Annotated in this window: 8 protein-coding genes; 3 read left to right on the forward strand and 5 right to left on the reverse strand. The window is 51.8% G+C overall.

Annotated elements, in window-relative coordinates; genetic code table 11:
- Positions 1-69: 69 nt before the first annotated feature.
- The 3 genes from Fuma_RS26940 to Fuma_RS26950 all read left to right on the forward strand — a co-directional run bounded on the left by Fuma_RS26940 (position 70) and on the right by Fuma_RS26950 (position 5,080).
- Positions 70-1,662: a hypothetical protein gene (locus Fuma_RS26940; RefSeq protein ID WP_077026840.1), complete on the forward strand. Its 1,593-nt coding sequence runs from the start codon at positions 70-72 to the stop codon at positions 1,660-1,662.
- 1,636 nt (positions 1,663-3,298) lie between these two features.
- Positions 3,299-3,991, forward strand: a complete 693-nt coding sequence (locus tag Fuma_RS26945) for a recombinase family protein (protein WP_077026841.1) — start codon at positions 3,299-3,301, stop codon at positions 3,989-3,991.
- Positions 3,992-4,111: 120 nt separating this feature from the next.
- Complete coding sequence (locus Fuma_RS26950) at positions 4,112-5,080, forward strand: DNA-methyltransferase (RefSeq protein ID WP_077026842.1); 969 nt, start codon at positions 4,112-4,114, stop codon at positions 5,078-5,080.
- Between the two features lie 6 nt (positions 5,081-5,086).
- Here the strand turns inward: Fuma_RS26950 and Fuma_RS26955 are convergent, their stop codons facing one another.
- From Fuma_RS26955 to Fuma_RS36580, 5 genes are all read right to left on the reverse strand, one after another.
- Positions 5,087-5,557, reverse strand: coding sequence for a hypothetical protein (locus Fuma_RS26955; RefSeq protein WP_145944401.1), 471 nt, complete (start codon positions 5,555-5,557; stop codon positions 5,087-5,089).
- A gap of 872 nt (positions 5,558-6,429) precedes the next feature.
- Positions 6,430-6,849: a WD40 repeat domain-containing protein gene (locus Fuma_RS26960; RefSeq protein WP_077026844.1), complete on the reverse strand. Its 420-nt coding sequence runs from the start codon at positions 6,847-6,849 to the stop codon at positions 6,430-6,432.
- A 19-nt stretch (positions 6,850-6,868) separates the two neighbouring features.
- Entirely contained in the window at positions 6,869-8,098 is a 1,230-nt protein-coding gene (locus tag Fuma_RS26965; RefSeq protein WP_077023303.1) for an ISL3 family transposase, read from the reverse strand.
- A gap of 542 nt (positions 8,099-8,640) precedes the next feature.
- Positions 8,641-10,800 carry an SWIM zinc finger family protein gene (locus Fuma_RS26970; protein WP_145944402.1) on the reverse strand — a complete coding sequence of 720 codons (2,160 nt, stop codon included), beginning with the start codon at positions 10,798-10,800 and terminating at the stop codon, positions 8,641-8,643.
- Between the two features lie 250 nt (positions 10,801-11,050).
- Complete coding sequence (locus Fuma_RS36580; RefSeq protein WP_083732362.1) at positions 11,051-13,003, reverse strand: YHYH protein; 1,953 nt, start codon at positions 13,001-13,003, stop codon at positions 11,051-11,053.
- Positions 13,004-13,006 lie beyond the last annotated feature (3 nt).

Consider the following 13,006-nt stretch of genomic DNA (forward strand, 5'->3'; position numbering starts at 1 on the left):
CAAGTGCAATGGCACATTTAGTGTCGCATTTGGTGTCGCATTGTGTCGCATTTCGATACAATCTTCCTTATGAGAAAGTCATATCGAGGGGCACTGCCGAAACCAGATAAGCGTGGTTACGTTCGACCGAAAATCGGCGACAAGAGGTTCACGGTTGGGAACGTCAGACATGTTGGTGATGCCGAAATGGAACGCCGACACGATGCACTGAGAGACCTATTTGATCGTCAATGCGAGTGCCACAATCTTGACCATTGGTCGGCTGCAATTCTTCCCTATGCAGAAAAGATTGCGAAGGGTGATCGACTGATTTTTCGTGTTTCAGAATTTGCAAAAGATCATGTCGGCCAAGCATCTGAAGAAGCACAGCATCTTCAAGAGTTGAGACAGCTTGGGTTAGACATCTCCGCAGATGATCCCACCGCAATCGTCAGGGGTGAAAAAGAGTTCCAAGACCTGTTGCGGTCCAAGGTGCGTGAAGAGGTTGCACGTGCGATTTCCAAAACCGATGCGTACTTTGATGAATTTCCATCGGGGCTTGTGCAACGACTGAATAGTTCAACGCCTAGCGATGAAACCAAGTTGGAGGTGAAAACCTTTTATCAAGCGATCGATGCGTACCGTTCGCATCGCATGGCGACGGGGAAGAAACAGGACAATGGCAATGCATCTCCCTCTGTTCAGAATGACTTGAGGATTTCCAAGCGACTCAAGAAAGAAATGAGTGACTTTGCCATCTGGGAAACATCTGACAAGAACCAACTCGATGAGCTATTCGCATATTGGCGAAATCGCCCAGTGAGCAAAAAGACTGGGGATCGAATTTCTGACAGTCACTCCAAGCACACGATGAATACGCTTTGGAGCATCTTTGTTTTTATCGACGAATCATCACGCTGGAATTGGGAGCTTCCAAAAGGAGCAGGTCGAATTGACAGAACACCGATATCGCTCGACTCGGATCGGAAGAAACGAAGATCTCGTCGAATCTCCCAGAGCATATATGATCCAGATCAGCTTGCCTTGATTGCAAAAAATCTTGATCGGCTCGGGAAACTTATCTTGGGTGTTAGCGTGAACTGTGCGATGCAGCCAGCCGAGATTGGCAGGCTTGAAGTTGATGACTTATACACCGCTCACCCTGAAACGAATGTGAAAGGTGATTGGGTAGTTTTCGACAGGCCGAAGACGCATGAGTACGGAGAATGGAAGCTGTGGGCTGAAGTTGCTGAGCTTGCTGCATGGGGGCGACAACGAGCAATCACTCTGGGTTGTGATCGGTTGGTTGTGACTGAAACAGGACAGTCGTGGTACAGAGAAGACTGGACCCATCCCGCCACAAATTTTTGCGACTGGTGGCAGGAGTCGCCAGCGAACAAAAATCATAAATGTGGTGTGGTCACAAAACTGAGTAGAGAAGTTTCGGGCTTCCCTCGCTACACGATTAAGTACCTGAGAAAGATCTTGCCCACGTTGGTTCGACCGACTTATGGAAATGAAATCGCCGATCTTATCAACGCTCGGAAAGTTGATCGGCATGGTCGGGTTTCTGGGCGAGACACAGACAGATATGCCGATCGGCTTTACGATGAAGCAGCCGAAGCCGTGCTAGCCCAGCGTGAACACTTCCGTCCGTTCTTGGACGCACTTAAATGCGATTGATCCAGACCAAAGCGATTGCTACCGCGTTAGTCCTAGAGGTTGGTTGATTGGTCCGTCTGGTGATCCACTTCGAAAAATCGCTTGGATTGAAAGCGAAGTGGAGCTACAAGAAAACGCAAATTGCTCATTACCATCGTTAGCTGTCTTCATGACTGAGTTGGCAGGGATTCCGACAGACAGTATTCGCATCAAGGAAACGAACTTTTCGGACCATATGCCACGAAGTGAATCCAAGTCGGCAACAACAAACAAGGTGGTCACTGTGGGCCGAAATAAATGCCCCGCCAATCAGATTATTAAGAAAGCGAAAATAGTTTTTGTATAGAAAATTTTGTTACCCAGAGTCAGCATGGAATCGTGATCGTAATAACGTGGTTTGATCGGTAGTCCTACGCGGCTTGAGCGTTTGTCCTTTTGAGAATTCAAACCGCTAACGCCTCATTGGTTTTCGACGATTACTTAAATCACGACCTGCCTCCCATGCAAGTTTCAAGGTCTTGTCCCATTTTTGTCGTGGTGATTCCGCCGTCCCAACAGGGCCTTGATTAGCTGCAAGGGGCTTTGGTGGCGTCAAGGAGCCTCTGAGGCGTTTCTGGACGTATTCTGTGAATGTTATCGGTTCCATGTCGTATCTATTCACGACGTGACTTCAAACGACATGGAACAAGGCCAGCCAGTCAAGATTGTTAAGGCGCTACCGAGGCAGATGGTGCCAAACCGTCATCTACGCCGAGGAAAAGCACGATATCAGTCGCAACCTGTGATTTGATGTTGACCTCAATTTTTGACCCTAAAACGGATTCCTGCTAAAACCTGCCTCCGCTGCACTACATTAGGACGGTAGCGAAAGAACTGCATACGCTCGGCAGGAACATAGTGACACTGGAGGTCACATTGGCACAGAACGAGCGTCCCTTGCAATTTGAGGCACACAAGGTTTTTCCGAGTAGTCATACTTCGAGAGATGACCAGTAGACCTGACCCAACGGTCTTGGCCTTGGTGTGGTGGATTGTTCGTGGATGATCATCATGAGCAGGATGTCTGTGGTGGACACGAAGCATGATTAAGTGGATTTCTGTGCGTCAAAACGCTTTGGTTGATCGAAAACACGTAATGGAATCAACGGTCTGTCTGATGAAGATGGATGACGGGAAACAAGGCATAGTCATTGGGGAATAACTGCCAACTCACCAACAGATCTCTGTGGTCAGGGGTCTCCAATGATTGCAGGCAACGTAAGTTGTCCTGAACTTGCTCATCAGCTAATAAGTCATAGAAGATTGTTAATTACTTCTATTTAGGCTTCGCTGGGTGGGGAAGAAGAGAGATGTTGTGGACATGCCCCAAAATTCTCTTCATTCGATGCCCCTTTTCTTGGTTTCATGTTTCAGGAACCAACTTCCCTTGGTGTGATGGACTGAATTAGACCATGTGATGCCACGAGGTAGCGAGTCGATCTTGGGCGGAGGCTCTCGCGTTGGTCCTAGCTGTTTCCATAAATCTCCGTGTGTTCCCTCTGACTCTGAGAGAGGCGGATGATTCGATCACGTCGTTACAATACCCTTGACAGGCAACAAGGGTGTTGTAACATGGTCGGAGTTCTGTTTTTGCTTCTATGGTCTTCGGGAAAATGATGTGAATCGCATCGTCGCCTATCTTCGGGTCAGCACCGCTCGTCAAGGTATTTCTGGTCTTGGGTTAGAAGGTCAGGAAGCTGCTGTCGAGGCATTTGCAAAGCAACAAGGTGGCGAAGTCGTTGCCGTTTATCACGAAGTTGAATCTGGTAAGAAGAAAGATCGACCAGAACTTAAAAAAGCACTGTCCCACGCAAAAAGATCAAAAGCGACTTTGGTTGTTGCCAAGCTTGATCGCTTAGCGAGGAATGTGAGTTTCCTTTCAGATCTCATGGAAAGTGATGTTCAATTCGTCGCTGTTGACAATCCGTTTGCAAACCAACTCACAGTTCATGTTCTAAGTGCTGTAGCTGAATTTGAATTGAAGCAGATATCCGAAAGAACACAGTCCGCACTAGCTGCTGCCAAACGTCGTGGTGTCAAACTTGGTTCTGCTCGTGAAGCTCACTGGGTCGGTCGAGAGGATGCACGGAAACGTGGTGCGATAAAAGGTGCCAAAGTTGCAGGCAAGCGGCATCAGCAGGATGCAGATGAAGCCTACGAAGACTTGGTGCCAGTCGTGACAAAGATGCGTGAAGATGGAAAGTCGTATCGTCAGATCGCCAGTGAATTGAACGACATGGGACACACAACACGTCGTGGTAAAGACTGGAACGGCACCCAAGTCATGCGGCTCGTAAAAAGATATTCCTGAGCATCACGTCCCCGCGACTTCCTAGTTGCCTCCATGGGACTGGCGGTTAGACGGTGGTCTAAACATCACGTACAATCTCAACACAAACTCGGTGTACTCTACGGCACAGAATGGAATCACATGAAAAATAACCCACTTCCTCGACTTGACACAGATCAAGAAGCAAGAGCGAGTCTATTGCCGTTTTGTCGGCTTTCAAAAGGTGATGTCTGGATCGATGAGCAGAGTGGGCATCGAGTTGGTTGCTTAGATGCGGCCAATGCCGATGACATGAAAAAGCTCGTTGGTGATTCAAAAGCTTCACTTGCAGTTCATGATCCACCGTACAACCTCGTGGCGTTTGAAACGAAGTCCGTATCTGAGTTCATTGATTGGTGCAGGAAATGGGTCGAGCACTCCCATGATCACATGTTGGATGACTCATCTTTCTATGTGTGGCTTGGAGCGGATCAGAAAGATCATTTTCAACCACTGCCTCAATTCATGATGATGATGCAGGCACTCGATCGATTTAATGCCCGATCGTTGGTTACGATGCGAAACCAGCGAGGGTACGGAACACAGAAAAACTGGATGGCGGTTCGGCAAGAGCTTCTCTATTACATCAAGGGGAATCCTGCCTTTACCGTTCAGTACACCGACATACCTAAAATCTTGCGAGGCTATTACAAGGAGGTCGATGGAAAGAAGACCGAGAACCTTGAGCGAAGCAAGTCAGATAACATCCGCCCGGGCAATGTTTGGGTTGACATACAGCAAGTGTTCTACCGAATGGAGGAGAACGTTTCAGGTTGCTTTGCACAAAAGCCGTTGAAGTCAATCGATCGAATTGTCACTACCAGTTCGCAGGAAGGCGACGTCGTGCTTGACTTCTTTGCTCACTCGGGAGCCACTCTGCTTTCAAGTGAAATGCATCAAAGAGTCTGCTACACGTGTGACATTGATCCGATCTATTGCGAGATGACCATCAGAAGACTGGAGCACTTTAGGGCGACTGGTAGAACTGGTTGGCAGAATGACCACGCATTCGTGTCTGAGATCGATGGTGATTCAGTGGATACGCCTCCGCAAAAAGTCCTCTTTACATGATGGGACTTAAGAAAGAACATCCAAGAGCTTCTCATACGTTAGTTTTTGGTACAGGTACTTTTTTTCGTGGATGCCGATAGTCTTGTTGCTGATGTGGAATTGGCCTTCTCCGACGTTTCCTTTGTGTTGCTTGTTGGAGTAGTAAATGTCAGGTCCAATTTCGTCTGTGTCGATGTGAAATATAACGACAACATCAGAGAAGAAAATTCCATAGTACAGCACGTCGAACTCAGTTCGCTTGACCTGTTGGATGTTGCAGTCGAACGAAACTCTCTGTCGATCAGCCCAAGCGACCAATCTTTTTTCACTGGTAGCACTCTCGATGCACTGCATGACCGTATCGGTTGTCACAAGAGTTTCGCTCTTTTTCAACGCTCGTGAAAATTTGACCTCCACACGCTTTTCTTCGAGGTCGTCGTAGAGATCGTGGAAGAGGTTTTTCGCTTTACCCAATTTTTTCAGACGTTGAATCAACACTTCTGCGACTGACCCAAATCGTCGAGTATGAAGTGCGTATATTCCTTCTCGTAGATCCTCACCGTCCACTGGCGAACTCCAATCAACTCAACCAATTGAAGAAAAATATTGAGTGAGGTTGATGGGGGCACTCATCAACGTTGAATCGGAGATTGGCCGCTGAATCCTTTAGCAGCGGGCAAATGCGATTGAAGCTGAGGATTGGGATGGTCGTCCTGACTGAGCGTATGGGCACAAGTGTCGCATTCTGTGTCGCATTTCCCTTTCCGCATTCGACGCAAACTACTTGCATGTAACAAGTTAGGGATTTTGGTGGTCGAGTCCGTTATCCTCCACTCAAATTCAAAAAGCCGCTGCTCAAGTTTAATCAGCGGCTTTTTTATTGGGATTCGTGCAACGGTCACAAGTTCAATGAAATGGACGTAATACTTTGCGTTTGCCATAACCTCAGTACTTGGTTCAACTTGCTGAGTTCAATCGTCCCGTTTCTTGACACCTACACCACTCATCCGGTGAGCAGTTGATTTCGCATACGTGTCCCCCTTCTCAGTCCCACGTGTGCACTCAAGCCAAGCCCTCCCTAGTGGCTGATGGTAGAGCCGGTGCCTGCCGCGATTCGGATTGTCCGTCAGCTTCATGAAGGATCAGGCAGCCCATGAGAAATCCCACAAACCGCCCCAACAGCTGACGTGGCGTCTTCTGCATCGGCGTCTGTGGGAATGGCGACTTATGAAAAAGACGATCAAACTAACGGTCGCAAGCGTCAGAGTCAGTAGCAACAGAGCGACGTGGACGTAGCCACTGCCATACGAATTAGGCCCCTGCCCAATCACGAATGTCTTACCGGCTGGGTAGATGAATCGATTCCTTGACTATCGAGAGACTACCGGCTTCAGCCGGGTGAGATCCCACAACCTGATGGGCTCACCCTGCGTTGTGGAACCCCATGCCAGCCACTTGCCATTGGGGCTAAAGAATGCCTGACTCGCATGGGTTTCGACTTCCTGTCGATCGATGTCCTTTCCGGATTTGATGTCATGTAGTGTGATTGTTTTCCGCTGACGCATGGCAATCAGAGATCCATCCGGGCTGAACGTCGCCCAGTTCGATGCGTCCTCGAAAGTCGTCGTCGCGACCTGTGACCTGACGTCCCACAGGACGACTCGACCGTCATCTGCGACAGCCAGTGTTTTGCCATCAGGGCTGAAACAGAGGGTATGGATTGAATAGCGATGTTCCAGCGTTCCAATTTCTTTCCCGGATTCCATGTTCCAGAGTTTGACATCGGCCATTTGTGTGGTCCATCCGGGATTATTGTGGGTAGAGGTCGAGTCCTCCGCAGTAGAAGAGGATGGCGGTTTTGAAGTTGTCGCGGTTTCGGTATCCGCCGACTCTTCGTTTGATGGCCATGATTTTGCTGTTCATTCCTTCGGCGACGGCGTTTGTGATTCCGTGAGTGCAGTAGCTCACCACATTGGCTAAGCGTTCTTTGATCGTGCGAGCGACTTTCTTCATTGGCTCCAGCTTTGTGTGGATGACTCGCTTGTACCAGTCATTGAAGAACGTCGTGGCCTCTGCCGGAGTGTCATGAACCCAGAGGTCTCGCAGCATCTCCTTGTAGGCCCACGCTTTGCCCGTGAGTAACTCTGCCTTCCATGCGGCATCAAAGCGTTCCTGCTGTTTTTCGCTGAGATTCTCCTGGCCTGAAAGCCACAGATACCGAGTTCCCGTCAATCGATCATCGCCTTCGGCGCGAAGCTTCTTCTGCTCCGACCGACGGACCTTGTCGACGGCTTCGGTTGCCAGCTTCATGATGTGAAAGCGGTCGTGCACAATCTTCTGTTCGGCCAATGCAATGTTGCCTTTGGTGCTCTTGACGTATGCGGCACTCATGTCCATCGCAACCGCCTCCACAGACTGCTTTTCACTGTCGGAAAGCTGATCGAAACAGGCATCAGCGGCTGCCGTGTCATGACCATCGGAAATCGCTTCGACAGTGCTCTTGTCCAAGTCATAGATCAGCGTGACGTAGTTGTGTCGTTTTCGAAAGGCTTTCTCGTCGATGCCGATTCGAGGGAGGTTCTTCGATTGTTTGCGATCCTTCCCGCGAGCCACCGCCTTCTGCAGAATGTGCCACGATTCATCCCATGAGATCCCCAGAATGCTGCACGCCCCTTTCACGGTTTGTGTGGCCAGAAGAACGTCGATGGCGAAGCGTTCAAAGAACAATGAGAAGCGGCTGTTCTTTTCCGCCCAGGGAAGCCTGATCTGTTTGACGCCATGATCCGGGCACTTCACGCGAGGCGTGCGGGCATGAAGGATGGTCGCAAATTGCATCGTGTCCAGATGCCGCCATTGGCGAGACTTCGTGTGGTCATAGCACGGCAGCTGCCTGTCGCAATCCGGACAGCAAAAAGTTTCGCCCTCGCCATGTTCGACGAAAACGTCGACCTGTTGAGCTTCCATATCCAGCTGAACGTCCGCCACAAACCACGGCCCCGTCAGTCCCAAAATCTGTTCGTAAAAGTCTGTTCCCTGCATCCCGCGAAAACTAACGAATTAACGCCTCACCCACAAAGAACCCGGATGGACCTTTCTTGCTGACGACATGCCATGCGCACGGTTGCGGTTTTCTTCCTGGTGTTGATTCCTGGCGCGTTGGTGGGTTTGCTGCCGCAGGCCGCTGAGTGTGGCTAAGCCGATTCGTTTGTTGATTGATCTCGACGAACAACGTCCGCTTTCGCAGGACCTGCTCGGCGCGAACAATGAGTGCGTTTTTCGGTCGGTATGTTTCGGCGACACGGCGTGCGCTGAGAAGTACACGGCTGCTGGTCGGCCGGTCTTTCGCTTTCCTGGCGGGACCGGATCAAACTTCTACAACTCATTCACCGGCTTCTTTGACGAAGACTCTCCGTCGACGCGCGACTACGGCGGGCACAACGAACGCATTGCCCAGTTCACCGATGGTGCAGGGCGGGTTCCTGACGAATACCTGAAGTGGGGCAAGAAGCACGATGTATCGTACAGCCTGGTTTTGAACGTTTGCACGCAGACTTCCGCAAACAATGCAGGTCACCACGCCGTCATTTGTTGCGGCGTTTGCTCACGATGGGTTGGCCGCCGAGGCTGTGAAGTAATTCGACAAGGCGGCGTTTGCGATGGTGGCGGTCGTGAAAGGTCGAAAGAATGACGTCAAATTCGTGCTCGCGTTTTTGTGACTTCAGCACCTTGCGAGCCTTCTTTAGAAATGAGACTGACTGCGGGTACAGCTTCGTATTCGTTTCTGCCGCCAGTCGATCGGCTTCCGTGCAGTACAACTCAACGGCACGGTCGGGATGAGTCGACGAGACGGCATCGGCGACTTCCGTTTCAATACGGGCGTGTCGAAAGCGATTCTGCGAGGCCGATGCCTGCCATTGGTCGTACCATCGCAGAACGGATTCCGGGTCGCGCTGCTGAATCGATAGTCGGATGAGCACGTCGAAATGTGGACTCGGTCCTCCCGCATGACCGAGACCCGGGCGTGGACTGCTGCCGTTCACGCAGGGCGGGGCAGGGAACGGCCAGCGATCGCTGCGAGGCACTGCTTTCTTCTTTGTCGTTTTCGCCCGCGATTTCGAGGCCTTCGAAAACGCTGGTAGTTTTCCCGTTTCCAGAAAGTGCATCGCGACCGTTTTCGTCGCAGCTTCGCACTTCGCCTTCTTCGCAACCTTCAGCAAATCCTGAAATGACGCCACACCGGGACGGGAGACGAAGCGTTCCGCAGCGATCGCGACAGCGACGGAGTAATCTTTACTCTTAGCCGCAATCGTCGCCAGTGCATCCTGCAGACAGTTGGTCAGTCCGGCGTACATGGGATCGGTGTTCGCCAGTCCCTGTGTAGCCAGTTCTTTCGCTTCGTCATATCGCTTCAAATCGATCAGACGGTCGACGGCACGTTGCCAGGTGCCCGCCTTTTTGGCTTCCTTAATACAGAAGTCGGTTGCCGCAGTTTTGTCGCCGGCGGCCTCCAGTGATTCAATGATCCAGCCGGACAATCTCTCCCGACGGTAGGATTTCATGAATTTAGCAGTCGACCGATCTTCCTCGCTGGCCGGCAGAGAAGCCAGGCGAGATTTCAGTTTCTCCGCGACATCCGCCCACACTGACCTGGGGTAGCGTTGGTCAAGTACATTGCCTAACGATTGGCACAGGTCGAAGTCATCCTTCAGGAAGGAATCGTATACGAACAGAATTTTGTCCACGTCCGTCAGCGAGCACGGCCCGATCGCTTCGGCGACAATCGAAAGCGTTGAGATAATCTCTCCCGCTGTTTCGCCCTGGTCATGCGATTGCTCAACCTGCTGCAATCCACATTGGATGAGTTCGCGGCCAAGCTCGATCACGGCATCGAACTGTTCGGCATCGACCAACAATCGAAGCTGGGACCGTAAACGCGAGTAGTCGGGCAGACTGCCGTGCCCCTCCCATGAGTTGTACCAGGCTTCCACCGACGTGACCGATCGAAGTTCCTTCCGAGCTTCACGAATCATCGCCGCATGATCGCCCGTCTCCAGCATAATGCGGTCCACATACGACTGCCTAAGCTTCGCGTCGCTGCGACAGACCTGCATGACAATGCTGACCAGATCGTCTTCGCTCTTCGCCGACAGGAAGCCAACGATGTCCGCGTCTGTAACCCTGCGTGCGGAGCGCACCGACCTCCAAGTTGACTTTTTCTTTCGTGAACGATTTTTACCAGCCGCTGATTTGCTGCTGTTGCTCGTCGCCGAAACGTCAACGGCGACAGAATGTGTTTCCTCGAAATCCTCGTCGTCGAAGTCGTCTTCCGAGGTCCCGTCATCCCATCCGTTTTTAATCAGCGTCAGCCGTGGATCATCGCCATCGGTTTTCGGAACGTCCGTGCTGTTTTCGATCGCGTTCAGGAACTCCAGAATCACGGCCACGCCATGCTTGCAGCGATGCCCAACGGGACACGAACAGGTCGCCTCAAGACGTTTGCTCAGTTCACGACTTCGCCCAACCACTGAAACACGAGTCGCGTATCGATGCGTCCCTACGACCTCAGCCAACAACCCGCCATCGGGAAGCAGGTTCAAATTACTGACAGCACCCCGGCGCTGATACGACCGGCCGCGTTCAAGGCTGCGGGAATCAGTCCACTGCGAAAGATCGTCCCATGTCAATTTCTCCCACGGAAATGACTGAGCCGCAACCTTTGCTGATTTGCTCTTCTTCTTCACTGTTCGGCCCGTTTTTTACTTCCACGATCAACCACATCGATTTCAGATCCTGCAAGTTTACCTCAACCGAACGCGATGAGAAATCAACCGGCCGGACGGCACCGACTTTAGGGGCGCGTTAGCGCCACTCGCCGAAAACGTCCGAATGGGAAAATGTCTGTCGAGGCGAAGTGAAGACCAGTCGCGATCGCGGCGCTGACTCACGAGCTGTTTGCTACGTAAGCAGCCGGGGCAATTCGCGGCTGAACAACTACCGCGCACGACGGCCACGTCCGTTTTTCGGATCGGGTTCTCCCCAGTAGCCGCCGATGATGTGAGGGAACTTGCCTGGCGTGACGTGGTAGTGTGGGCCTCGGTCTTTGTCCTCATGCAGATTGAAAGCGTTAAGCGGGTTCTGCTTGTCGTCTTTGGCCAGCAAACCATCAGCTTCGTATGGTCCGTAGACTGGTAAGCCGTCGAACGCAAATCCGATCACCGACGAATGCATTTCGCCTTCGTCACTCCACGGCGTCTTCACACAAACCGGATACTTGTGATAGTGATACGCACTCTGCGGACTCGGGTGGCCACAGCAACGATCCAACCGCCAGACGGCATCTGTTTCGAAGATGTGGTCAAACGGGTTGAAGAAGATCACTCCGTTGGTCGCAACTCCGATTGGTCCCATCGGCAAAGCGCCGTTGGAATTCTTTGCGTCCATCGCGATTGGATCGGCCGCAAGCTGAGGTTCTTTGGGCAGGTACCAGGTGTTCGCCTTCTCCTGAATGTAAGACGGATTCCCGTCCAGCATGCGCCACTTGTCGGGGAAGGTGGCGGTCGGATGATTCGGCAGATTGCGACTTTGCATCACGATGTGATCTTTGGTTACCGTGATAACGACCGCGTCAGGCTTGTACTCATCCTTCTCAACGATGTCGCCCGCAAGGTTCTTGTAGCCGGCTCGCAACCATGACGACATGTTGCCCGCAAAAGGTGCTTCAAAGCGATCTGACTTGTACAGCAACTGATCGCAATTGGTGTAGTCGAATTGCCGAGGAAGTTTCTTCGAACCGCCTTGCGGATCGAAGTACCAGCGGCCACCGAGCGCGACGAGTGTATTCGGGTCAGGCTGGGGAAACTGTCGATGTGCATTGACGGGGGCTTTGTATTCGGCGGGGACAGGAATCGGGGACAGGTTCATTGAATTGACCCAGAACTCGGACTGCTTGCCTTCACCGATTCCATCCGCAAACCCCACGCTCAGTTTCACGGAATCGATCTCAGCGAAAGGAGTTCGAAAGTCCATTGCGTAAGTGCGCCACGTTGCACGTCCAAGACTCTCATTCGTGCCGTCATCTTTGAAGTCATTGCGCTCGCGAACGATCTGCGAGAAGATCCGAGTCTTGATGAAATCCAGTGAACCGTTTTGCCCCTTCTGCAAGAATTCGACTTTCAAATACAAGTTGTCTTTGTCGACTGCGAAACCATCTTGAGCCAACCCGAGAACGTCGAAACGGTACCAGCGGTTTTGTGGAGTGATGTCGTTGCTGACAATGGAAGCTTCACCGGCCAGTTGTTTGTCGCCGTCGTGATCATCGGCCGACATTAACCGAATTCCTTTGCCGTTGGATTCGGTCAGCCGGTTTCCCAGAACGCCGTAGGCAACATCCCCCTGGAGCTCTGCACCGGCCAACAAGGAGCCTTCCAAGACGACGGTGTCAGCAGCGGACCTCGTCAAGAGTTTCGGCGGACTCGGTTTACTGTCGAAAGTCCTGGCGACTTCCGCCACGGGCGTTGAAGGTTGGTCGCGTGCAACTTTCTGTTTGTATTTCGTCAGTGCGTCGACCAATGCAGTAGCGACCTGGCTGCGACTATCGGCGAGGTCATGCTGTTCGCTGGGGTCGGCGATAATGTCGTAGAGTTCGATTCCAGTGGCGGATTCGATCAGTTTCCAGTTGTCCTGAAAGATCGCGAATTCTTCCTCGGCAATCACTACGCGGCGAGTTTCAGCTTCACCGCGGATAAGATTCGGCCACAAGTTCTGGCCATCGAGCGGCTTGGTGGCCTTGAGTGGCACGCCAGTCGCTGCGGCCAAGGTCGGCAGGAGGTCATGGATCGCGACCATCTGATAGGATTCTGTTCCTGGCTTAATAACGCCGGGAGCGTAGATAACGCACGGGACTCGGATCGCACCGTCATAAACCTGCCGCTTTTGTCCTCGCAGCGG

Origin of the sequence: Fuerstiella marisgermanici (assembly GCF_001983935.1) — a bacterium.
In the GTDB taxonomy this organism is placed as follows: domain Bacteria; phylum Planctomycetota; class Planctomycetia; order Planctomycetales; family Planctomycetaceae; genus Fuerstiella; species Fuerstiella marisgermanici.

Bases quoted from the DNA above. Each gene is read 5' to 3' on its own strand.
- Fuma_RS26940 (WP_077026840.1), top strand. From the start codon at position 70: ATGAGAAAGTCATATCGAGGGGCACTGCCGAAACCAGATAAGCGTGGT.
- Fuma_RS26950 (WP_077026842.1), top strand. From the start codon at position 4,112: ATGAAAAATAACCCACTTCCTCGACTTGACACAGATCAAGAAGCAAGA.
- Fuma_RS26960 (WP_077026844.1), bottom strand. From the start codon at position 6,849: ATGGCCGATGTCAAACTCTGGAACATGGAATCCGGGAAAGAAATTGGA.
- Fuma_RS26965 (WP_077023303.1), bottom strand. From the start codon at position 8,098: ATGCAGGGAACAGACTTTTACGAACAGATTTTGGGACTGACGGGGCCG.